At 62.1% G+C, this 23,047-nt stretch carries 21 protein-coding genes; 2 read left to right on the forward strand and 19 right to left on the reverse strand.

Annotated features, from left to right (window positions below):
- Window positions 1-27 precede the first annotated feature (27 nt).
- Together KFE19_04425 and KFE19_04430 are read left to right on the forward strand one after the other, a co-directional pair.
- Window positions 28-843 (forward strand): carbon-nitrogen hydrolase family protein, encoded by an 816-nt coding sequence (locus tag KFE19_04425; protein QUO38761.1) that lies wholly within the window; start codon window positions 28-30, stop codon window positions 841-843.
- Window positions 840-1,148 carry an MGMT family protein gene (locus tag KFE19_04430; protein ID QUO38762.1) on the forward strand — a complete coding sequence of 103 codons (309 nt, stop codon included), beginning with the start codon at window positions 840-842 and terminating at the stop codon, window positions 1,146-1,148. The genes KFE19_04425 and KFE19_04430 overlap by 4 nt, the downstream gene beginning before the upstream one ends.
- 49 nt (window positions 1,149-1,197) lie before the next feature.
- On the opposite strand, the gene KFE19_04435 is transcribed toward KFE19_04430, so the two are convergent.
- The 19 genes from KFE19_04435 to KFE19_04525 all read right to left on the reverse strand — a co-directional run bounded on the left by KFE19_04435 (window position 1,198) and on the right by KFE19_04525 (window position 22,952).
- Window positions 1,198-2,397 carry a pyridoxal phosphate-dependent aminotransferase gene (locus KFE19_04435; protein QUO38763.1) on the reverse strand — a complete coding sequence of 400 codons (1,200 nt, stop codon included), beginning with the start codon at window positions 2,395-2,397 and terminating at the stop codon, window positions 1,198-1,200.
- Window positions 2,398-2,727: 330 nt separating this feature from the next.
- The gene (locus KFE19_04440) at window positions 2,728-5,307 is read right to left on the reverse strand and encodes a DNA translocase FtsK (protein ID QUO38764.1); all 2,580 of its coding nucleotides are present in this window, start codon (window positions 5,305-5,307) and stop codon (window positions 2,728-2,730) included.
- Window positions 5,308-5,329: 22 nt separating this feature from the next.
- Window positions 5,330-6,163 carry an undecaprenyl-diphosphate phosphatase gene (locus KFE19_04445; GenBank protein ID QUO38765.1) on the reverse strand — a complete coding sequence of 278 codons (834 nt, stop codon included), beginning with the start codon at window positions 6,161-6,163 and terminating at the stop codon, window positions 5,330-5,332.
- Between the two features lie 135 nt (window positions 6,164-6,298).
- A complete protein-coding gene (gene rnc / locus KFE19_04450) occupies window positions 6,299-6,982 on the reverse strand; it encodes a ribonuclease III (protein ID QUO39519.1) in 684 nt (227 codons plus the stop codon).
- 52 nt (window positions 6,983-7,034) lie between these two features.
- A complete protein-coding gene (acpP, locus tag KFE19_04455; protein ID QUO38766.1) occupies window positions 7,035-7,283 on the reverse strand; it encodes an acyl carrier protein in 249 nt (82 codons plus the stop codon).
- Window positions 7,284-7,363: 80 nt separating this feature from the next.
- Window positions 7,364-8,398 (reverse strand): phosphate acyltransferase PlsX, encoded by a 1,035-nt coding sequence (gene plsX, locus KFE19_04460; protein ID QUO38767.1) that lies wholly within the window; start codon window positions 8,396-8,398, stop codon window positions 7,364-7,366.
- Complete coding sequence (gene trmFO, locus KFE19_04465) at window positions 8,395-9,702, reverse strand: methylenetetrahydrofolate--tRNA-(uracil(54)-C(5))-methyltransferase (FADH(2)-oxidizing) TrmFO (GenBank protein ID QUO38768.1); 1,308 nt, start codon at window positions 9,700-9,702, stop codon at window positions 8,395-8,397. Before trmFO ends, plsX begins: the two co-directional genes overlap by 4 nt.
- 57 nt (window positions 9,703-9,759) lie before the next feature.
- Window positions 9,760-12,180 carry a type I DNA topoisomerase gene (gene topA, locus KFE19_04470; GenBank protein QUO38769.1) on the reverse strand — a complete coding sequence of 807 codons (2,421 nt, stop codon included), beginning with the start codon at window positions 12,178-12,180 and terminating at the stop codon, window positions 9,760-9,762.
- A 104-nt stretch (window positions 12,181-12,284) separates the two neighbouring features.
- A complete protein-coding gene (gene dprA / locus KFE19_04475) occupies window positions 12,285-13,466 on the reverse strand; it encodes a DNA-processing protein DprA (GenBank protein ID QUO38770.1) in 1,182 nt (393 codons plus the stop codon).
- Window positions 13,460-14,236, reverse strand: coding sequence for an RNA methyltransferase (locus tag KFE19_04480; GenBank protein QUO38771.1), 777 nt, complete (start codon window positions 14,234-14,236; stop codon window positions 13,460-13,462). The genes dprA and KFE19_04480 overlap by 7 nt, the downstream gene beginning before the upstream one ends.
- A gap of 79 nt (window positions 14,237-14,315) precedes the next feature.
- Window positions 14,316-14,879 carry a hypothetical protein gene (locus KFE19_04485; GenBank protein ID QUO38772.1) on the reverse strand — a complete coding sequence of 188 codons (564 nt, stop codon included), beginning with the start codon at window positions 14,877-14,879 and terminating at the stop codon, window positions 14,316-14,318.
- Window positions 14,880-14,925: 46 nt separating this feature from the next.
- The gene (locus KFE19_04490; GenBank protein QUO38773.1) at window positions 14,926-16,197 is read right to left on the reverse strand and encodes a site-specific integrase; all 1,272 of its coding nucleotides are present in this window, start codon (window positions 16,195-16,197) and stop codon (window positions 14,926-14,928) included.
- Window positions 16,198-16,349: 152 nt separating this feature from the next.
- The gene (locus KFE19_04495) at window positions 16,350-16,550 is read right to left on the reverse strand and encodes an excisionase family DNA-binding protein (GenBank protein ID QUO38774.1); all 201 of its coding nucleotides are present in this window, start codon (window positions 16,548-16,550) and stop codon (window positions 16,350-16,352) included.
- A gap of 450 nt (window positions 16,551-17,000) precedes the next feature.
- Window positions 17,001-17,381 (reverse strand): hypothetical protein, encoded by a 381-nt coding sequence (locus tag KFE19_04500; protein ID QUO38775.1) that lies wholly within the window; start codon window positions 17,379-17,381, stop codon window positions 17,001-17,003.
- A complete protein-coding gene (locus KFE19_04505) occupies window positions 17,368-18,312 on the reverse strand; it encodes a ParM/StbA family protein (GenBank protein ID QUO38776.1) in 945 nt (314 codons plus the stop codon). Before KFE19_04505 ends, KFE19_04500 begins: the two co-directional genes overlap by 14 nt.
- A 112-nt stretch (window positions 18,313-18,424) precedes the next feature.
- On the reverse strand, window positions 18,425-19,081 hold the full coding sequence (locus KFE19_04510) for a DUF3854 domain-containing protein (GenBank protein ID QUO38777.1): 657 nt from the start codon (window positions 19,079-19,081) through the stop codon (window positions 18,425-18,427).
- Between the two features lie 489 nt (window positions 19,082-19,570).
- Complete coding sequence (locus KFE19_04515) at window positions 19,571-20,293, reverse strand: hypothetical protein (GenBank protein QUO38778.1); 723 nt, start codon at window positions 20,291-20,293, stop codon at window positions 19,571-19,573.
- A complete protein-coding gene (locus KFE19_04520; GenBank protein QUO38779.1) occupies window positions 20,290-20,760 on the reverse strand; it encodes a hypothetical protein in 471 nt (156 codons plus the stop codon). Before KFE19_04520 ends, KFE19_04515 begins: the two co-directional genes overlap by 4 nt.
- An 11-nt stretch (window positions 20,761-20,771) precedes the next feature.
- The gene (locus KFE19_04525; protein QUO38780.1) at window positions 20,772-22,952 is read right to left on the reverse strand and encodes an ATP-dependent RecD-like DNA helicase; all 2,181 of its coding nucleotides are present in this window, start codon (window positions 22,950-22,952) and stop codon (window positions 20,772-20,774) included.
- Window positions 22,953-23,047: the final 95 nt, after the last annotated feature.

The following is a 23,047-nucleotide window of genomic DNA, read 5'->3' on the forward strand; positions in this document are numbered from 1 at the left end:
TAAAGCGGCGGAATGGAGGAATCATTCATGCGCGTGGCACTGATCCAGATGCCGGTGACGGCGGACCGGGAGGGAAATCTCCGCACCGCCGCCGAAAAGCTCCGTCAGGCGGCGGCCGGAGGGGCGGATATTGCCGTCCTGCCGGAGATGTTCTGCTGCCCCTATGAAAACCGCTGCTTCCGCCCCTATGGTGAGGAGGCGGGCGGGCCCGCCCAGGCCATGCTGTCCCAAACGGCGGCGGAGACGGGAATGTATGTAGTCGGCGGCTCCATCCCGGAGCTGGAGGACGGCAGAGTCTACAACACCTGCTTCGTCTATGGCCTCGACGGCGCCCAGCTGGCCCGGCACCGCAAGGCCCACCTCTTTGACATCGATGTGCCCGGCGGGCAGCGGTTCAAGGAGTCCGACACCTTCTCCCCCGGCGATTCCATCACCACCTTCGAGACGAAATTCGGCACCATGGGTCTTTGCATCTGCTTCGACCTTCGGTTCGAGGAGCTGGCCCGGTGCATGTGCCTGCGGGGCGCCAGAGTGATCTTCGTACCGGCGGCCTTCAACATGACCACCGGCCCGGCCCACTGGGAGCTTCTGTTCCGCCAGCGGGCCGTGGACAACCAGTGCTTCACCGTGGGCGTCGCCCCCGCCCGGGACGAGGCAGGGGCCTACGTGTCCTACGGCAACTCCATCGCCGTGGATCCCTGGGGCACGGTCCTGTGCCGGGCCGGGGCGGAGGAGGCCACGCTGTACGCCGATCTGGACCTTGACCGTGTGGAGGACGTCCGGACCCAGCTGCCCATCCTCTCCGCCCGGCGGACGGACCTGTACGAGGTGGGGGAGCGGTGAGCGGAGGCACCTTCGAGCGCATCTACCAGGTCGTACGGCAGATCCCCGCCGGACAGGCGGCCACCTACGGCCAGGTGGCTCGGGCGGCGGGTCTGGTCCGGGGTGCCCGGATCACCGGATACGCCATGGCCGCCTGCCGGGACCCCGCGGTCCCCTGCCACCGGGTGGTGGACCGGTTCGGCGGCACCAAGACCGCCTTCGACCGCCTGGCCCCCGGTACCCAGCGGACGCTGCTGGAGGCGGAGGGCATACCCTTCCGCTCCGACGGCACCGTGGACCTGGACCGGTGCCGCTGGACCCCATAGACGCAAAACCGGCGCCCTGCTAAAAAGCAGGGCGCCGGTCGTTTTTTCCTTATTTCTTGCGGCTGTTGTAGGCGGCAATGCCCAAGCCCAGCAGCTCAATGGAGCGGGAGAGCTCTGCGGGATTGGTGACGTAGGCGATGCGGATCTCGTTGCGGCCCTTGCCAGGCGTGACGTAGAAGGATTCCGCCGGGGTGTACATGACGGTCTCACCGTGGTCCTCGAACTCCTCCAGCAGGAAGTACTGCAATGTCTCCGCGTCGTCCACCGGCAGGGTGGCCATCACGTAGAAGGCCCCGTCGGGGTGGCTGAACTGGACGCCGGGAATCTTGGCGAGGCTCTCCACCACCGTGTCCCGGCGGCGCTGATACTCCTCCCGGACGGCAGTGTAGTAGGACGCGGGCAGCTGGCGGTACATGGCAGCGGCGCCCACCTGGTCCAGCGTGGCGGCGCACAGGCGGCCCTGGCAGATCTTCATGGCCTGGGCCATGAGCTCCTTGTTGCGGGAGATCAGCGCGCCCACCCGGGCGCCGCAGGAGGAGAAGCGCTTGGACACGGAGTCCACCACCGCCACGTTTTCCGCCGCATCGGTGAACTCCAGCATGGAGCTGAGCTTCTCGCCGGTGTAGACGATCTCCCGGTACACCTCGTCGCTGATGAGGAAGAGCTCGTGCTCCTTGGCGATGTCCGCCAGCAGCCGCATCTCCTGACGGTTGAGGACCACGCCGGTGGGGTTTCCGGGATTGGTCACCAGGATGGCCCGGGTGTGTTCATTGATGAGGGGCTCGATCTGCTCCCGGGTGGCGTAGCGGTAGCCGGCCTCGGGAGAGGTGGGGATGGCGCGGATGGAGGCGCCGGTGACACCCACAAAGGTAGCGTAGTTGGGATAGTAGGGCTCGGGAATCAGGATCTCGTCCCCGTCCTCCAGGATGCAGGAGAGGATGATCTCCAGGGCCTCGCTGCCGCCGTGGGTGGCCATGATGTCATCGCAGGTGATGGGGAAGCCCAGGTTGATGTAGTAATCCCGCACCGCCTCCAGATAGCACTCCACGCCGGTGGAAGGGGCATACTCCAGGACAGACTTGCCGAAATTGCTCACCGCGTCGAAAAACACCTTCGGCGTCTCGATGTCCGGCTGGCCGATGTTCAGGTGGTGGACGGTGCGGCCCTTGGCCTCCGCTGCCAGGACATAGGGGTGGAACTTCCGAATGGGAGAGAGCTCACAGGCGACGATCTTACTGGAAAATTTCATAGGAACGACCTCCTTGGTCTTGATTTTCAAATACGGTCCGGTTGGCCCGGGGATAAAAAAACGCCCCTGACAAGCGTCAGGGGCGAAAGGATCTTCCACGATACCACCCTGATCTGCCCACCGCCGGCGGCGGGCATCTCATGCCGCCCGGTAACGGGGGCGAATCGTCCCGCTCCTCGCGGGCTGCTCCAAAGTGGCTGCTCTCCGGCGTGGGCTGAGGGCTTGCACCGGTCCCCTCTCGCTTGGAGCCTGTTTCGGAAAGCTGGCTTTGTCATCGCGTTTATCGGTTTTTATTATACCGCTTCGGTTCCATTTGTCAAGCGTTTCCGCTCATGCCTGGTCCTCTTCCCAGGGCGGCGGGGCCTCCGGCTGTTCTGCGGCGCCCATCTGCAGCTCCTGCCACCGCTCCCGGGTGATGAGCAGCTGCCGGGGCTTGGAGCCCTCAAAGGGACCCACGATGCCCCGCTCCTCCATCTGGTCCACCAGGCGGGCGGCCCGGGAATACCCCAGCTTCAGCCGCCGCTGCAGCATGGACACGGAGGCCTGTCCCGTCTCCAGGACCACCTCCACGGCGGCGGGCAGCAGCTCGTCGCCCTCTTCCTCGCCGGTCTCCGCCGGGGCGGCACCGCGGCCGCCGCCCTTGCTGTCCTTCTCCTGGATGCTCTCCTCGATCTTGGCGATGACCTCGTCGTCGTACCGGGCCTCGCCGGACTGCTTGACAAAGGCCACCACCTGCTCGATCTCCTCGGGAGAGATGAAGCAGCCCTGGACCCGCTGGGGCTTTCCGGCGCCCAGAGGAGCGTAGAGCATGTCGCCACGGCCCACCAGTTTTTCCGCGCCGGTGGTGTCCAGAATGATCCGGGACTCCAGAGAGGAGGCCACGGCGAAGGCGATGCGGCTGGGGATGTTGGCCTTCATGAGGCCGGTGATCACGTCGGCGGAGGGCCGCTGGGTGGCGATGACCAGATGGACGCCGGCGGCGCGGCCCATCTGAGCCACCCGGCAGATGGACTCCTCCACCTCCTTGGCGGCCACCAGCATCAGATCGGCCAGCTCGTCGATGACCACCACCACGCTGGGCATGGTCTCCAGATCCTCCCGGCCCCGGGCCAGCTTGTTGAACTCCTCCAGCTTCTTCACGCCGTTTTCGGAGAAGATCTTGTACCGCTTCATCATCTCGAACACCGCCCACTGGAGGGCGCCGGCGGCCTTCTTGGGATCCGTCACCACCGGGATCAGCAGGTGGGGGATGCCGTTGTAGGGCGCCAGCTCCACCATCTTGGGGTCCACCATGATAAAGCGGACCTGGTCAGGGGTGGATTTATACAGGAGGCTGATGATCAGCGAGTTGGTGCACACGGACTTACCGGAACCGGTGGTGCCGGCAATCAGCACATGGGGCAGCTTCTCAATGTCCCCGATGACGTTGCGGCCGCCGATGTCCCGGCCCAGGGCAAAAGCAGTGCCGGATCTGTGGTCCGTGAATTCCCGGGACTCAATCACATCCCGGATCAGCACCGGCGTCACCTGCTTGTTGGGTACCTCGATGCCCACCACGGAGATCTTGTCGGGGATGGGGGCGATGCGCACGCCGGAGGCGCCCAGGGCCAGGGCGATGTCGTCGGCCAGATTGGTGATCTTGCTGAGCTTGACGCCCTGGTCCAGCACGAACTCATACCGGGTGACAGAGGGACCGTGGACCACGTCGCCGGCCGTGGCGTCCACGCCGAAGCTCACCAGAGTCTCCGACAGACGCCGGGCGTTGTTGCGCAGCTCGGCGCCAGCCTCGATGTGGTTCTCGCCCCGGCTCTGCTGCAGAAGGGTGATGGGCGGGAACTGATAGGCGTCCTCTTCCTCCGCCATCTTCTGCTCGATCTCCGCCGTGACGGCGGCGGTGGCGGCGGCCACCTCCCGGGCGGCCGCCTTCTTGCCGGAGGCAGGCTCCGACGCCAGGGGCGCGGGGGCCGGGGCCGACTGGGCGGCGGGCTTGTCCTCCGGAGCGCGCTCCGCCTCCCGGGCCGGGGCGGCTGATTGCCTGTCTGCCGGTTTGGCAGCGGGCTCCCCGCCGGAGAGGACCTGATCCGGAGTCTTCTGCTGGTCGGATTTATGCCGGAAGAAGCTGGTGAACCGGCCCTCCTTCTTCTCCTGCTCCGGCGGGGTCAGGTCCTCGCCGGCACTCCCGGCGGCGGGGGCGTCGTCCAGGGGGAAGTCGATCTGGGGCTTGGGCCGCTCCGGCTCGCTGCGGCGGACCGGCTCCGGAGCCGACAGGCGGATGGCCGGGGTCTTGGCGGGCTCCGGCTCCGGTTCCGGCTCGTACTGGGGCCGCTCCCGGAGCTTTTCCCACAGCGCCGCCGGTGTCAGGCGCAGGGCGATCATCAGCGCGATGACCAGCAGCAGCGCGAAGATGGGCAGGGCGGCATATTTGGAGAACACCGCCACGAAGCCCACCGCCAGGGACCCGGACACGGCGCCGCCGCTGTGGAGGGCCACGCCGTCGGTCCACAGGGCCTTCAGCACCCCAAAGCCGGGCTCATAGGCCTCCTTGGCCAGCAGCATATGTCCCAGGGCTCCGGTCAGCAGCGGCAGCAGCAGCGCGCAGGTGACCCGCAGCCGCACGGGGCGCCCCCGGTGCAGCAGCAGGATCAGCGACGCCATCAAAAGGGCCGGGAAGGACAGCCAGTAGCCGTACCCGAACAGCCCCTTGAGCACCAGCGCCAGCCAGTCCAGGAAGATGGCCTGGACGCCGAAATAGCTGACCGCCGCGCACAGCGCCACCACCAGCAGCACCGCGCCCCCCACCTCCCGGCGGACGGGGCGCTTCTGAGGCTGTCGGCTCCTGCTGCCGGAGCGGGCGGAGGAGCCGCCGCTCTTTTTCGTTGTGGTGGATTTCTTTCGTGTCGTGGATGCCACGGTGACACCTCCAGGGAAATGATTATTTGCCCAGCAGGGCCAGTACCAGCGTCAGCGCGCCGGCGGCCCAGCAGTAGTATGCAAACCAGCCGAAGCGGCCCTTGTCCGCGATCATCCGCAGCAGGCGGATGCAAAGATACCCCACACCTGCCGCCACGGCCACGCCCACCAGATACACCGGCACGTCGGCCCAGATGATCCCCCCCTCCAGCGCGCTCTTCAGGCTCAGGATGTTGGCACCCAGAATGGCGGGGATGGACAGCAGGAAGGAAAAGCGCACGGCGAACTTCCGCTCAAAGCCCACGAAGCACCCGGCGGTAATGGTGGTGCCGGAGCGGGAGATGCCGGGGCAGGTGGCAATGGCCTGAGCAACGCCCACCAGCAGCACATCCACCAGGGAGGCGTTTTTCTCCGTCTTGCGGCCCTTGCGGACCCGGTCGCTGGCGAAGAGCAAAAAGCCGGTGACCACCAGGGCCGCGGCCACGAAGTACAGGCTGTTGCCCAGGCCCTCTACAAAATCCTTCACCGGCAGCACAATGAACAGCGGCAGCGTGCCCACGATGATCAGCAGGATCATCCGCCGGGCGGGGGGCACCGGGTTGGGGGTGGTGCCGCGGGCCAGGTCCCGGACGCCGTCGATCAGCTCCAGGATCATGTCCCGGATATCCTGCCAGTAGGCGATGAACACAGCCACCAGGGTGCCCAGGTGCAGCAGGACGTCGTAGAAACCCGGCACCTCGATGGCCCTGGAGGCCAGCAGGTGCTCCGCGATAGCCAGGTGGCCGGAGCTGGAGATGGGCAGAAATTCCGCCACACCCTGGACCAGGCCCAGCAAAACAGCAGACAGCAGCGACAAATGCATCACGCTCCTAAAATTCTCATGTAGAGTATAGTATAGCACGGACAGGCGGCAAATTCCAGTCATATTTCCGCACATACCGGGCGAAACACAGATGACCCGGAGCCGGCGGCTCCGGGTCATCGTACGGTGTCACTCCTCGCCCAGGGCCTTCAGAGCGGCCCGGGCGGCGGCCTGCTCGGCCTCCTTTTTGCTGCGGCCCTCACCCCGGCCGGCGCTGACGCCGCCCACAAAGGCCTCCATTACAAAGACCCGGCAGTGGTCGGGACCGGACTCCTCTATCAGCTGGTAGGTGACGGCGGTGCCGGGGGTCCGCTGGACCAGCTCCTGCAGAGCGGTCTTGTAGTCCCGGCGGCGCTCCTCCACCACCTCTTCCCGCTCCGCATCCAGCAGCAGCCGGTGGATCAAGGCGTCGGCGGCAGCAATCCCGCCGTCCAGATACACGGCGGCAAAGACCGCCTCCATGGCGTCGGCCAAAATGGAGGGCCGCCGGCGGCCGCCGCCGCCCTCCTCGCCCCGGCCCAGCTTCAAATGCCGGCCCAGGTCCAGCCGCTGGGCGGCCTCGTACAGGCTCTGCTCGCACACCAGGGCCGCCCGGATCCGGGTCAGGTCGCCCTCCGGCAGGTCCGGATGCTGTCGGAACAAAAACTCCGCCGTCACGAACCCCAGTACCGAGTCCCCCAGAAACTCCAGCCGCTCGTTGCTCCGCAGCCCGGCGGCGCGGTGCTCGTTGGCGTAAGAGCTGTGGCTCAGGGCCTCCGCCAGCAGCTCCCGGCGGCGAAAGACGTACTCCAGTTTTCTCTCCAGATCCTCCATGGCGGTCTCCTCCATAAGGAAACCCCGCCTGTCAGCGGGGTTTCCGGCTTCGTTACTTGTTCAGCTTGGACGCCACGTAATTGACGGCGTCGCCCACGGTCTTGAGGGCTTTCACCTCGTCCTCCTGGGCCATTCCCAGCTCGAACTCCTCTTCCATGGCCATCACCAGCTCCACCAGGTCCACGGAGTCGGCCCCCAGGTCGTATTCAAAGGCGGTCTCCATGGTCACCTCGTCGGGTTCCATGCCGAACTGCTCGGCCACCAGATCCCTCATCGTCTGGAAAATATCCTCGTTGGACATGCAGATCACTCCTCACGGATTATGGTCGGTTCTTACTGGGGTAATCATACGGCAACACCCTTCCCGGTGTCAATAGCAAATCAAATTTTTTCCGGGGCCATACGGACCTTCATGTAGTCGATGTTGGCCTCCACGTCGGCGATGAATCCGCTCTCGGCGTACTCCTTGGCCCGCAGCACCGCGCTGGCGATGGCCCGGGCGTCGGAGGAGCCGTGGGCCTTGATAACGGGCCGGGTAATGCCCAAAAACGGCGTGCCGCCCACCTCGGCGGGGTCCATCAGCTTCTTCATCTCCATCAGGTCGCCCTTGAGCACCCCGGCGGCCAGCTTGTTGAGCGTCTTGGCGGTCATGGCCTTTTTCAGCTCCTTGAGCAGGAACTTGGCCGTTCCCTCCATGGTCTTGAGCATCACGTTGCCGGTGAAGCCGTCGGCCACCAGCACGTCGGCGGCGCCCATAATGGCGTCGTTGGCCTCCACGTTGCCGATGAAGTTGATCCGGCCCGCCTCCGCGGCCTCCTGCAAAAGGGCGTAGGCCTCGTGGCGCAGGTCGTCGCCCTTCTCCTCCTCGGCGCCGATGTTCAAAAGGCCCACCTTGGGCCGCTGGATGCCCCGGACCCGCTGGGCGTAGAAGCTGCCCAGATACGCGAATTGCAGCAGGTACTCCGCCGTGCACTGGGCGTTGGCGCCGCAGTCGCACAGCACCGCCCGGCCCGCGGCCGTGGGCACCAGGGGGCCCATGGCCGCCCGGCGGATGCCCCGGATGCGCTTGACCACCAGCGTTGCTCCGGAGAGCAGGGCGCCGGTGGATCCGGCGGAGACGAAAGCGTCCCCGGCACCGGATTTGAGCAAGTTCAGCCCCACGGTCAGGGAGGAGTCCGGCTTGAGCTTGAAGGCCATGGCGGGATCGTCGGCGATCTCCACCACCTCCTTGGCGTCCTTGATCTCCACGCCGGCGGGCAGGCTCTTCTCACCGCAAGCCTCCACGGCCCGCAGCACCTCCTCCGCCCGGCCCACCAGGATGATGTCCACCCCGTGGGCGCGGTGGGCGTCCAGAGCGCCCTGTACGATGGCCTGGGGGGCGTTGTCGCCGCCCATGGCGTCTACGATGATCTTCATGCGAGGACCTCCTCCTTTATCTGCTCGATGATGGCCAGGGACCGCTGCGACAGCTCCGCGTTCTTGTTGCGCTTGCCCTTGACCCGGTGATCCAGGGGCGGGATGATGCCGAAGTTGATGTTCATGGGCTGGAAGGCGGTGACGGACGTGTCCGACACGTACAGCCCCAGGGCGCCGATGGCCGTCTCCTGGGGAAAATTCACCGGCGGCAGGCCCCGCAGGCGCCGGGCCGTCTCCACGCCCACCAGGAAGCCGGAGGCGGCGGACTCCACATATCCCTCCACGCCGGTCATCTGGCCGGCGAAGGAGATGCGGGGCGCGCTTTTCAGCCGGTAGTACCGGTCCAGCAGCCGGGGAGAATTCAGGAAGGTGTTGCGGTGCATGACGCCGTAGCGCAGAAACTCCGCGTCGTGGAGGGCGGGGATCATGGAGAACACCCGCCGCTGTTCCGGAAAGCGCAGGTGGGTCTGGAAGCCCACCAGATTATACACACTCCCCTGGGCGTTGTCCCGCCGCAGCTGCACCACGGCGTAGGGCTCCCGCCCGGTGCGGGGGTCCTTCAGTCCCCGGGGCTTCAGAGGTCCGTAGCAGAGGGTATCGTGGCCCCGGCGGGCCATGACCTCCACCGGCATACAGCCCTCAAAGACCTGCTTGTCCTCAAAGCCGTGGACCGGGGCCTCCTCCGCCGCGGTCAGGGCCTGCCAGAACGCGTCGTACTCCGCCTCGGTCATGGGGCAGTTCACGTAGTCCGCAGTGCCCCTGTCGTACCGGGAACCCATCCAGGCCCGGTCCATATCCACGCTGTCGGCGGCCACCAGAGGGGCCGCGGCGTCGAAGAAATGGAGGGCGCTGTCCTCCCCCAGCAGGACCTGTAAGCGCTCCGCCAGGGCGTCGGAGGTCAGGGGGCCGGAAGCGATCACCACCTCCCCCTCGGGGATCTCCGTCACCTCACCGGGCACCACGGTGATATTGGGGTGGGAGCGGATCTTCTCCGTCACCAGGGCGGCGAAGCCGTGGCGGTCCACCGCCAGGGCGCCGCCTGCCTCCACCTTCGTGGCGTCGGCGCAGGCGAGGATCAGGCTGTCCAGCCGCCGCAGCTCCTCCTTCAAAAGGCCCACGGCGTTTTCCAGCTGATCGGAGCGCAGGGAGTTGGAGCAGCACAGCTCCGCGAAATCCGCTGTGGTGTGGGCGGGGGTCCTCTTCTCCGGCTTCATCTCCCGCAGCGTCACATGGACGCCGCGCCGGGCCAGCTGCCAGGCACACTCGCTGCCGGCCAGGCCCGCGCCGATCACTGTCACTTCCATTGGCTCGTCCCTCTCTCTCGCATTTCCCGCCCCCGGCGGGGGCGGGTCCGCCGGGGGTCACGCCTGGGAGGCGTCTTTCTTGGCGGCGGATTTTTTCGCGGCGGTTTTGGTTCCGGTAGTCTTGGCCGCCGACTTTTTCGCGGCAGTCTTGGCAGCCGCAGCCTTGGAGGCCGTCTTTTTCGCCGTGGTCTTGGTCGCAGCGGTCTTATCGGCCGTCTTTTTCACCGCGGGCTTTTTCGCAGTCTTGGCAGCGGTCTCTTTCGCCGCGGCCTTTTCGGCTGCCGGCGCGCCGTCCTGCTCCCCATCGGGAGCCGTCTCAGCGTCCTCGGTCTTTTTCTTGGGGTAGCCCCGCTTCTCCTCCGGCAGGAAGTTGCTGCACGCGGGGTTGATGCAGAAGGGCCGCTTGAAGCCCCGGCCGGCCTTTTTGAACATGGTCTGGCCGCAGACCGGGCAGTCGTCCTTCACCGGCACGTCCCAGGTCATGAAGTCGCACTTGGCGCTCTCGTCCCGGCTGTTCATATGCTCGCAGCAGTAGTAGGTGTACTGCTTGTTGGTCTTTTTGCTGGTGCCGGTGCGCTTCATCAGCCGGCCGCCGCACTTGGGGCAGCGGCCCGGCATCTCCACCACCAACGGCATGGTGAAGCTGCACTCAGGATAGCCCGGGCAGGCCAGGAAGCGGCCGAACCGGCCGGACTTGACCACCAGATTCCGCCCGCACTCGGGGCAGATCTCCTCGCTGACCTCGTCGGGCACCTTGATGCGCACGCCATCCAGGTCCTTCTCCGCCTGCTTGAGATCCCGGTCAAAGTCCCCGTAGAAGTCCCGCAGGACGCTCTTCCAGGGCGTGGCACCCTCTTCCACAGAGTCCAGCTTCTGCTCCATGTGGGCGGTGAATTTCAGATCGGCAATGTCGGTGAATTTGTCCTTCATCAGTTCCGTCACCACCCGGCCCAGGTTGGTGATGTGGAGATACTTGCCCTCCTTCATCACATACTCCCGGTCCAGAATGGTGGACACGGTGGGCGCGTAGGTGGAGGGCCGGCCGATGCCCTGCTCCTCCATGGCGCGGATGAGGGTGGCGTCGGTGTAGTGGGCCGGGGGCTGGGTGAAGTGCTGGTCCCGCGAGAAGTCCTTGAGCGTCAGGGTCTCTCCCTCCCGCAGGGCCGGCAGGGGCGACTCCTTCTCCTCCTTCTCCTCGTCCTTGCCCTCCTCGTACACGGCGGTATAGCCGGAGAATTTCAGGCTGGAGGAGCTGGAGCGGAAGCTGTGGCCCGCGGCGTCAATGTCCACGGAGACGCTGTCATAGACGGCGTTGGCCATCTGGCAGGCCACATACCGGCTCCAAATCAGCTTGTAGAGCCGGTACTGCTCCCCGGTCAGGTCCTTTTTCAGCTGCTCCGGGGTCCACTCCACGTTGCTGGGGCGGATGGCCTCGTGGGCGTCCTGGGCATTGGCCTTTGCCTTGTAGCGGTGGGCCTGGGGGGGATAGTAGTCCCGGCCGTACCGGCTGAGGATGAACTGCTTGGTGGCGGCAATGGCCTCCTCGCTGATCCGCAGGGAGTCGGTACGCATATAGGTGATGAGGCCCACGGAGCCCTCGCCCTCGATGTCCACGCCCTCGTAGAGCTGCTGGGCGATGGCCATGGTCCGCCGGGGCGTCATGGAGAGCTTCCGGGACGCCTCCTGCTGCATGGTGGAGGTGGTGAAGGGCGGCGAGGGGCTGCGCTGCTTGTCGGTGCGCTTGACGCTCTTGACCGTAAAGGCAGCGTTCTCCGTCTCCCGGACCACGGCGTCCACCTCGGCAGCGGACTTGAGATCCGCCTTCTTGCCGTCCTTGCCGTGGTAGCGGGCGGCGAAGGGGATCTTCTTGAGATCGCTGCCCAGGAGATTGGCGTCCAGGGTCCAGTACTCCTCCGGCTGGAAGGCCGCGATCTCCCGGTCCCGGTCGTCCACCATCCGGGTGGCCACGGACTGGACCCGCCCGGCGGAGAGGCCCCGGCGGATCTTCTTCCACAGCAGGGGGCTGAGCTCATAGCCCACGATCCGGTCCAGGATACGACGGGCCTGCTGGGCATCCACCAGGTTCTGGTCGATGTCCCGGGGGGCCTGGATGCTCTCCTGGACCACCTTCTTGGTGATCTCGTTGAAGGTCACCCGCCGGGTCTTTTCGTCCGGCAGGTTCAAAAGCTGCTTGAGGTGCCAGGAGATGGCCTCCCCCTCCCGGTCCGGGTCGGTGGCCAGATACACCATGTCGGCGCTCTTGGCTGATTTTTTCAGGGCGGAGATGATGTCCTCCTTGCCCTTGATGGGCTGGTAGACCGGCTCGAAGTCGTGCTCCAGGTCCACGCCCAGCACGCTCTTGGGCAGGTCCCGCAGGTGGCCCATGCAGGCGGTGACCTCAAAGTCCTTGCCCAGGTATTTTCCGATGGTTTTGGCCTTCGCGGGAGACTCCACGATGACCAGGCTGTGCTTTGCCATAGTTACCTCCGAATTCGGACGGGGCCCCGCCCCGGCCGCTCTTTCCCCCAAAGCCCCTGTGGGAATCGTCTCCGGGCCGGGGAAGGTCCCGGAGGCGGACGGTCTCACTCCGTCAGTGTCACGGCGCGGGTGTACCGCTTGCCGCTGTGCTGTTCAATCAGATGCTCGATCTCCAGCACCGTCAGGGCGGAAAGAACCCGGCGGATGGGAAGGTCGGTCAGCTCAACAAGATCGTCCACCAGCATGGGCTCCTCCGCCGGGAGGGCCCGCAGCAGGGCGATCTGGTCGTCGGTCAGGCTCAGGTCATTGCGGGAGAGGCTCACGGAGGGCGGCACCGGCTTTGCCTCCTCCTTCTGCCGGGCCTGATAGCCCAGCACCTGAGGCCGGTGCCGGGCCTCCTCCGGCCGCAGTTTGCCCGGAAACCGCTCCGCGTAAAAGTTCAGGATGTCCCGGGCGTCCGTCACGATCCCCCCGCCGTCCCGGATCAGCTCATTGCAGCCCACACTGGTGGGCGCGTCGATGGGACCGGGAACGGCGAACACATCCCGGCCCTGCTCCGTGGCCGTGCCGGCTGTGATGAGGGCGCCGCTGCGCTCCGGGGCCTCCACCACCACGGTGCCTATACACAGCCCGGAGAGGATGCGATTGCGGACAGGAAAATGCCAGGCGGCGGGTTCCGCCCCCGGCGGATACTCGCTCAAAAGCACGCCCGCGGCAGCCACGTCCTCATAGAGGTATCGGCTCTCCGGCGGATAGGGCACATCCAGGCCGTTGCCCACCACCGCCGCGGTGACGCCGCCGGAGCGGAGGGCACCCCGGGTGGCCGCGGCGTCGATGCCCCGGGCCAGGCCCGTGACCACCACGGCGCCGCCCCGGGTCAATCCGTAGCCCAGCTTCTCCGCGCAGGCGATGCCGTAAGGCGTGCAGTCCCGGGTGCCGACCACCGCCAGCGCTGCCTCCTCGTCAAAGGACGGCAGGCGGCCCCGGACGTACAGCAGGCAGGGCGGGTCGTAGATGTTCTTCAGCCGGCCGGGATAGGCCGCGTCCTGGAGGGTCAGGATGCGGAGATCCAGCCGCTGGCACTCCGCCAGGATCCGGTCCGCGGCGGAGAGATCCTTGTTTTTCACCAGCGCCGCCTGCGCCCGGGTGATGCCCTCGGTCAGCAGCACCTCCTCCGGGTCCGCGTAGTACACGTCCTCGGGCGTTGGAAAATGGCGCAGCAGAGCCAGCCGGGTCTGGTTGGTCAGGCCCGGCAGCTCTGTCAGCCACAGCCAGTATTTCAGCATGGCGCACGCCTCCCGTCGTTCCTGGCGCCCTCCCACAACACCACGGCGGCGGCCACCGCCGCGTTGAGGGACTCGCAGGTGTCGTTCATGGGGATCTTGACGGTCCGGCCGCACAGGGCCAGGGCCTCCTTGGAGATCCCCCGCCCCTCACTGCCGATGACCACGGCGCAGTGGGCGAGGTCCGCATCCCGGACATCGGCGGTATCCTCCATGAGGGCGGTAGCGTACAATGGCAGCCCCGCGGCGCGCACCAGCTCCGCCGCCCGCTCCAGGGAGCAGGCATAGGCGGGGCGCCGGAACTGGACCCCCATGCCTGCCCGTAAGGTCTTGGGGTTATAGAGGTCGGCGCACCCGGGCAGCAGCAGCACTGTCCAGCCAAAGGCGTCGGCGGTGCGGAGAATGGTACCCACATTGCCCGGATCCTGGACGCCGTCCAGCAGCAGATACCGGCCCGGCTCCAGCCGCTCCGGCGGGTCTGTGGAGGCCATGGCGCAGGAGAACACCACCCCCTGGGGCGTCTCCATGGGGCTGACGGAGCGCATGACGCTCTCCGTCACCTGGGAGGCCCGGGCGGCGGCAGGCAGGGACGGCAGGTCCGTCCCCTCGGTATACAGCACCGCCGTGACGGTCTGGCCCCACAGCAGCGCCTCCCGCAGCAGCTTGGGGCTGTCGCACAGGCACTCCCCGGTCCTCTCCCGGTAGGCCCGGGAGGAGGCCAGCTTGCGGAAGTGGGTACACAGGGGATTGGTCCGGCTGGTAATGGTCTCCATAGCGGCTCCTTTTGATAACCTCCCCCACCGGAGGGAGGGGGTGCGTCCCCGGACCTTTTGGCCCGGGGACGGAAATGGTTTAATAGAGCTTGGCGCCCGCGGGGATACGGTCGTCCACCATCAGGCAGTGGAGCTTCTCTGCGCCCTCCTCGTGGTGGATGGCGGAGATGATCATGCCGCAGGAGTCAATGCCCATCATCTTCCGGGGCGGCAGGTTCGTAATGGCGATCAGTGTCTTGCCCACCAGCTCCTCGGGCTCATAGGTGTCGTGGATGCCGCTGAGGATCACCCGGTCGGTGCCGGAGCCGTCGTCCAGGACGAATTTCAGCAGCTTTTTGCTCTTGGGCACGGCCGTGCATTCCTTCACCTTCACTGCCCGGAAGTCGGACCGGCTGAAGGTCTCGAAATCCACGAAGTCGGCGAACAGCGGCTCGATCTCCACCTTGGAAAAATCGATAGCCGCCGGGGCCGCCTCCACCTTGGGGGCGCTGGCCTTGGGCGCGTCCGCCGCCTTCTCCTCTTTCTTCGCGCCCTCGGGCTTCATGGTGGGGAACAGAAAACCGGTGCTCTGTATCCCCCCGCAAGTTCCCATATCTTCAGCATTGCCCGGAAGCTGGGCCATAATGTTCTTATATTGTTTCATAATATTCCATCGTCACTTCCTCAACTGGTGTAAAATCAGGTGTAAATTAACTTACCCGGATCTTCCCCTCAAGATTAACGAAGCTGGCCACTTTTCTTTCCTTCGTAGCTTCATTGTAAATATTCATTGTTGTCGTGATATCCGCATGCCCCATGATTTCCTGAATAACCTTGAGATCTTTCTCGTTCTCGCAAAAGCGAGTGCAAAATGTATGCCTTAGGTTGTGGCATGAAAAATGCGGCAGGAGCTGCGGCGCTCGCTTTTCTTGCTTAGCACGTATCGTTTCCTCAGCATTGTAATCTCGGCATATTCGTTCAATAGCTCGATTGACGCAATGCGGACTAATTGCCTCACCATATCTGGATGAAAAAATGAATCCACTATAACCATCAATCACAGTATCATTGAAGCCATCTTCCATTTGACGAAGTCGCTCCTGGAGAAGAGCACGCCGAACTTCCTCAAGCATCGGAATAATCCGGATTCCCGCACTTGTCTTAGGCGTTGTAACGTGGAAACCCATCTTCCCTGTTTTTTCACGTTTGCGATAAACCAGGTTATGATTTATGGAGATTATTCCCTCAGCAAAATCGCAATCTTGCCATCTTAACCCTACAACTTCGCCGATTCTACACCCGGTCCCGAGCAACACAGTAAAAATAGGTAGCCAGTGTTTGTAGGTCGGCGATGAAGAAACATAACTAATAAAAGCAGATTGTTGCGATTCTGTCAAGGCTTTTCTTTTCGGTTTTTCCCAGTTGTGGGTTCTTTTGATCTCGTTCATGACACCATCAGTCGGATTCAATCGAATGATGCCATCCCGAACTGCAGTAGAGAAAACCGGATGAAGTATGGTATGGATGATTTCCATACTGTTAGGCTTAAAGCCTTTTTCATGAATCAGCGACAGGTAAAATCTCTTGATGTCACTATACTTGATATTGGCCAGCTTCATGTATCCGATTTCATCTCTGACATACTTATCATACATGTACTTATAGTTTCCTCTGGTAGATTCCTTGATCTCAATCTTCTGGGCGATATACCGATCAAAGTGGCCGTTCAAAGTCGTTCGGTCCGCTTCATGTGTATGTATTCCATCTTCGAGATCTCTGCGAATCCGTTTCTCCATTGAGCGCAGTGATTCGTTGCATCTTTTACCGGATGGGATCCGATCCGTATCTACCAGTTTCCAACTATATACGCTTTTTCTCTCCCCCTTTTCATCATAATACCTGTACTCATACTTGCCATCGTTGCGTTGTAATTCCCCTTGTCTCAGGAGTCGTCCTTTATTATCGCGTCGTTTTTCGGACACGGTTACTCCTTTCCAAGAGCCTCCTAATTACACATTTAATTATAATACAGGAGCCTCTTTTTTTCAACCTGTGCGTCATTTGTACTGATATGAACGAAAAGTCAAAGGCCTGGACATAGTCTAAATCTATATCCAGGCCCTTTTTTCATGCCCTACACGGCATCTACATCTTCCAAATATTTCTCAAATTTTTTCCGCTTGATCAGCCTCTTCGTCCCGACCCAAATAACAAAGTCACAGTCAGGGTTACTGGTAATATCGCGCAGTTTATTTGTCCCAATCCCAAAATAGGCCGCCGCTTCATCAATCGTCAGATTGGCCTTTTCCCAAATGGGCACCTCTTTCTTTTCCATTTATTCATCTCCTCCAAGGAAATGTTCAAAAGAAAGCAGCGGGCGGCGGCTGGCTGGGCCGCTCCGCGAGACTTACTCCCCGAGCTTCTGGCACTTCCCGCAACCTGCGACGGAATAACTACCGCTCGGATCACGGCCAAAGCGACGTATCATGATCAACGAGTATGGGTCATGGCCACCAAGCCGCCACAGCTCGTCTGCACACAGCATCCGGCTCCCCCTTGTCCTCCCTTCCCTATGTGGGATCATGGCCTGGTCTGCCTGTGCGGCTCTCCATACACGCAACGTACCCGCTGCTGAATATGAGGCGCAGCACGCCTGTTTGTCAAGGTGCAATAGGATGCCTTCCTGGAAGACCATTTCGTCTTCACCTCATTCCCCGTTTTCTGCCGGCAGTTTTGCCACAAAAGAACAGCCCCACGCCGCTGGAAGGCGCAGGGCTGTCCCTATTCACTGGTCAAATATTGTGAGATTGTCAAGCATGTCATCCAGATCCTGCTGATTGGGTCCAGTAGGAGCCGTTTGCCCTCCGTGCTGTTCCTGTAGGATCTGCAACTTCATGCTGTCCTTGAGCCTTTCCATCGAGGCGTCGATCATGCGTTGGATCTGTGCAAGGATCTGCTCGTCCGTTTGCGTGGACTGGACGGCAATCACTATTTTTGTGTTCTCCGCCATCACTTCCGGATGATTTCCGATAAACTCCCAGACTGCCTGGACGATCAGATCGCTCTTGTGGTTCTTCAGCTTCTCAAGAAGGTCCCCAACAGCGATCTTCTCAGCGGTGTCCTTACCCCAGCTGAGAGAAAATCGGTATTTGTCATCCCTGCGCAAAGAACTCCCCTCCGTAATTCTGCGGAGCCATCCGCCGCAGCTGAGCAGTGGCCAGCATCCCGTAGCCGATGGCGTTTGCCTTGGGATCCGTCACAAAGTCCGTATGCGCCACCAGGGGCGACTCTTCCACAAAGGACCTGAACAAAATCGAACCGCCCCCAATAAAGATGGCAGGGTTCGCACGCAGATCGACCTGCAGCTCCCGCAGTTTGTCAAGAATATCGCAGGCATAACTGCGTACCTTTGCAAAAATAACGTCCCGCACTTCCTGCGGCAGGATGGTAGGACGGCCCTGGATGATGTCCGCAATGTGATCGTCATCAATCTTAATGTCGTACATGGCGCTCACCCGGCTGATGATGTCGTTGGACATGGGGATCACCCCCATCTCCAGGCTGCGGCAAAACTGCAGGTCCGGCGCCGCGTTGCGCAGGAGCATGACGTCCGTGGTGTAGCCGCCGATGTCAATGATAAAGGTGCGCGGAATCTCCTTCAGGCGCCCCGCCTGCGGCACCACAGCGGCGTAGGCCTGAGGATAGACGAACACATGCCGGATCAGCAGGCAGATCGGAGCACCGTTGTAAACGAAGTTTACCCTCCCCCGCTTAAAATAGTCCGCAAATCGCTGCCGCAGCGCGTAGTGCTCCGGCGGCAGGCCGACCGCCAGATCCGCCTCGACCATAGGGCTCGTATTTCCGCTCTTCTCCAGTTCCTTGGCGATGGCGAACAGCGTCAGGATCCAGTACCTCTCGTCCTTGGTCTTATCCCGCATATAGGAGATCCGCTGGCCGGACAGCGTCCAGAACTTACCATCGTATTCCAGCATCTCCGTATCTACAGGCGGCCGGATGGGATTGTCGATCAGCCCGGACGGAAATACAAAGTTGACCGTCTTCATGGCCGAATTGCCATGGTCAATGGGAAACAACATGAGGAACCACTCCTTATCTATCTTGGTACTTCATTACACCGGGCAAAATGCGTTTTTGCAACAGAATGCGTAAAAACAGCGGGGCATTCTGCGAATGCCCCGCTGTCCTCTGCTACTCTGGCGCCTTGCCCTGATTCATGCAGAACTCCCAGATGTAGTCGTCCAGACCATTGTGGTCCGGGAGCCATAGATAAGTACCGAATGTGATGTCCTGTTTCCCCAGTAGAGCCACCAGGTTTCGATATGCGTTTTCTACATGCCAGTTCTTCAGGTAGTCCATATCAAAGCAGGTCATGACATGGCGGACGCCAAGCGGGATCAGATCCCGAAGGGCCGCCTCCAGGTGCTGCAATGAAGTCACACCAGGAATGGCAAGCATAGTCTGCCCTGTAAAGTAATTGACAATGTCAGCCTTCATGTATCCTTCAATGAGCAATATCCGCTCCCGCACCGGGCCAACCAGGTGGCACCAGTTCTCACCCATGGCGCCGTCCAACTCGTCTCTGCTGGAAAAGGTCAAAAACTTACCGCCCTTTTTCATCTTGTTGTCAAGGCGGATCTGAAAGCCTTGGATCTTCCCAAGGTAGGTCCCGGGAATTAGGATGCCCCTTCGCCATACGGCCATCGTCCACCGCCCATCTTCGTCCCGGTAGAACCCAGGGACACCGAACAGAGTGTAGCCCTCGTCCAGCAGGGATTGGGCCAGAGCGTGGAAGCCTACGACCGGCGTAGATTTATAGCCCAGACGCTCTATGGCTTCATCGGTCAATCCGCGCCGGAGCAAATTCTCTCGGTGATCCGGCGCAAGAGTCAAACGGCTAAGAAGCGCCCGGTATACACGATCACGTTCTTCCAGCGGCGCAAGGCTTGCCTGGGGTTTCATCAGAGGAGGTTGCAGTTTCTTTCTGGATCCGCCACTCCCGGAAGGGATTGGCGAGCCTCCATGCAGTCTTGCCGTTATATCCTCCAGCACCTTATCCCGCGGGATGCCCATGTAGTAGGCATATAGATCGAAGACGCCGCCCTGGAATTGTCCGCACTTGGGACACCGATACACATTCCGTTTGAGGTTGATATTCAAATGTTTTTCTCTTGTGCCCGGCCTGTCGCAAAGTGGGCATGGAATGTTATAGGCGCTTCTCCCATGCGGCGGCTGCGGGATGGGCAGCAGAGGAAGGATATCGGTCATTTGGTAGCGTAATTCCATGGAACGCTCCTCTCTGGGGGCGGCCATTCAACTGGCCGCCCCCACACTTTCTCAGGCGCTCTGCTCCACGGACTGCTCACAAATGAGCTTTGCAGCTGCCGAGACCTCCGGATCCCCGGTGAATTTGGTCGCCACCCACAGGATAGCACGGGGGTCCTCACGGAGAACCTGTCCCAGCGTTCTGCCCTTGTACTTGCTGATGGGACAGAGCGTGTTCATGGCCTTTTCCAGCGGATCCACCGGCTCTGCGGGGGACTGCGTTGCCACCGGAGCAGCCGCCGGCGGTATGTCAGCCGTCAGCGGAGCCTGGGGTTCGTCCTCCCCGCTCCAGATGATGCCGCCCAGCTCGTCCACAGCCGGCGAGTCGAAGGAATCACCGGCCGCGCTGAACTGAAGTCCAAAGCCGGCATTGCGAAGAGCGATCCCAATGGCGGCGGTCTGCGCCCATTCACGCGGAGATACCGTTGGTTTGTCGGCTTGGTAGCCGCGGGATGCGGTCGCCTCCGACAGGTACTGTTCGGGCGGGTTTGTGTAGCTGGGATAGACCCTGGCCGTAGCCACAAAGCAGTCCTTGGCGGCGGTAACTGCAACAGACACGCGCCCCTCCGGATATTTGAGCCGGAACCACGCCAGCTGCGCCATCACCGGAAGCCGGGATCGCTTCTCCTGGGTGTTGAGGTCGACATACTCCACTGCAAGCGGCGTCGGATCGAACCCTTCCACCGCATTGATCTTCTGGATGGCCGAAAGAGCGGCCTGCTTTCCATCGTTCATGACCTGTTCTCCTCCTTCTTATTCTTCAGGGGCACAAAGGTGTTCCGGTACTGCAGCCACGCAGGCAGCAGTGTCGTGATGACCCGGCCAATCTCCTTCTGATAAGCCTCAGGCTCCGCGGGCTGAAAGCCGGTAAACCGCTTCCGGTAATCCTGGATCACCCGCTCCAGATTGACCTGAGCCGCATCCCGCTCTTTTTGCGTATCGGGGCCCCGGTTCGGGCCATAACGCCGCTCTCTGGCCAGGTTCTGAACGTAAGCATCCAGCATCATGTAATGCCCCTGCAAGCAGGGCACTTCTCTGGTGATGGGCGCGCTGCGCAGGTACATCTGGCAGGTTTCCAGAACGCCGATTCGATACAAGATCTCACCGTAGAGCCACAGGTCAGCAGGGCTGATCGGCGGCTGGGCCATCCGCTGGAGCAGTTGCTGCCGGTACCCATAGTAGTTTTCAAGCACCGTAGCCATTGTTCATCCTCCTATTCTTTTGTCAATTCGTTGATCCGCATGGCCAGCATCGTATGCCGGCGCTTGGTGTCCGCGGTCTGGATGGCCCGCACGACGGCATCCCAGTCGCCCACAATGATGACGCGCTTCTTCGCACGGGTTTCCGCCGTATAGAACAGCGCCCGGTTGAGCATCTTGCCGTGCATGTCCTGAATGTTGATCAGCACAGCGTCGTACTCACTGCCCTGGGATTTATGGATCGTGGTGGCGTAGGCCAGTTCCAGCTGCCGTAGCGCTTCGATGTCCTCGTAGGCGACAACACGGTCATCGCCGAAATCGACCTCCACCAAAAGGCCATCCTCTCCCTGTGTACTGGTGCAGATATATCCGATATCGCCGTTGCTGGCAAAGTCACGGTTTCTCATCTGCATGACCTTATCACCTACACGCAGGACCCGCTGCCCGACTTCAATCTCCGCCTTCCCGGGGACTGCCGGGTTGACTTCGTCATGGAGGGCCGCATTCAGGCTATAGACCCCTGTTTCCGATTTTTTGCGGAATGGGGTCAAAAGCGCCACATTATCCACGCCGAATCTTGCAACTTCCCTTTTGTAAAGCCGCATGAGATACTGCGCCGATTGCACCTCGTCTGCGGAGGCCCAGAACTGGAAATCGTCGCCAAAGTTCAGCTCCGATACACCGTGCCGGATCCGCTGCGCATTTTCCGCCACAAGGCTGCCTTCGCTCTGGCGGAACACCTTGTCCAGGATCACTGCCGGTAGCCGGCCGCTGGCGAGCAGTTCATTGAGCACCGCGCCCGGTCCGACAGATGGAAGCTGGTCAGCATCCCCAACCAGGATCAGCCGGCAGTTAGGCGGCAAGGCGTTGAACAGGCACCATGTAGTCACCATGTCCATCATGCTCACCTCGTCCACCAGTACCAGGTCAGCCTCCAGCAGCTGCAATTCCCGCAATTTGTGAAGTTCGCCTGCCGTCAGATTCAGCGCCTTATGGATGGTGGATGCCGGATACCCGGTACTTTGCTCCATGCGCCGCGCCGCGCGTCCTGTGGGGGCGCAGCATACCACATCGGAGTCTGGGAATACCTTCTTGTAGATATTCAGGATCGCCCGCTGAATAGATGTCTTTCCAGTGCCGGGTCCTCCCGATATGATGCAGACGGGCGAAGTCAGCGCGGTTCGGATGGCGTGACGCTGCTCCTGTGCAAAGGTGAAGCCCATCTCAGCCTGCTGCCTGTCGATCTCATCGTCCAGATCGCCCATATAGGGCATTTTGTCGCGCTTGAGCATATCACAGATCCCGGCTGCCACTTCCTCCTCTGCCCTCGCCATGATCGGGCGATAGACATAGTCGTTGTAGAGGATCAGACGGCCGCTCTGGATCATCTCGAAGGCGCGCTGAGCCACACCCTTCCAGGTCACCTGCGGCGCGTGGAGCAGATTTACCGCCTTTCTCACAAAGGCTTCCTTGTGCATACAAAGATGCCCGTCGTGCTCCGCCAGTTTCAGGGTGTAGAGCAGCCCGGCATCCAGCCGTTCAGGCGCATTTCGCGCTATCCCGTTGGCCTGGGCCAACTGGTCTGCCGTCTCAAAGTCGATCTGGTCGTGCTCAAACACCATGTAGGGAAACTGTGTGAGAAGGGCCGGCGCATCCGATCCCAGCTGCTCCCGCAGCTTGATTGCTTGCGGTGCGCTGATATTGAAGGGCGCCAACATGTTGATGAGTTTTCGGGCGCTCCGTGTCTCCATATATGCCGAGCAAAACTTCTCGCACTTCTTCTTGCTGATGCCAGGCACTTCCGCGATACGCGCTGGGTTTTGATCCAACACCTCCAGCGTCTGCGCTCCGAACGTGTTATAAATCCGCTCCGCAAGGACGCTCCCGATCCCGGGAATCATTCCCGAGGAGAGATAGGCCACGATGCTGCGCTTGTCAGAGCCGACAATTTCCTCATAGGACTCCATCTCAAACTGGAGCCCATAGCGGGCGTCCTTTTTCCAGTGCCCGATCATATCGACTTTCACGCTTGCCACCGTGGGCAGGAAGTGCCCCACCACTTTAATGCTGCTCAGGCGATTGCCCTGCGCGTCCAGCACCTTCTCATTCGGCTTGAACAGAGCGATCATGTAGCTGCCGTCCCGCGCCTCCTCCAACCGTTTGGGATAGAGCAGGCGGCTGAAACTGCATTTCATTTATTTGAGCCTCCTTCTTGCTGGCGGGGCTGCTTGTATGAGAAACCTCTCATTCCATACCCCGGCCCAGCACTCCGATTTTGCTTTCCAGTAAT

The sequence above is a fragment of the Dysosmobacter sp. Marseille-Q4140 genome (assembly GCA_018228705.1).
In the GTDB taxonomy this organism is placed as follows: domain Bacteria; phylum Bacillota; class Clostridia; order Oscillospirales; family Oscillospiraceae; genus Oscillibacter.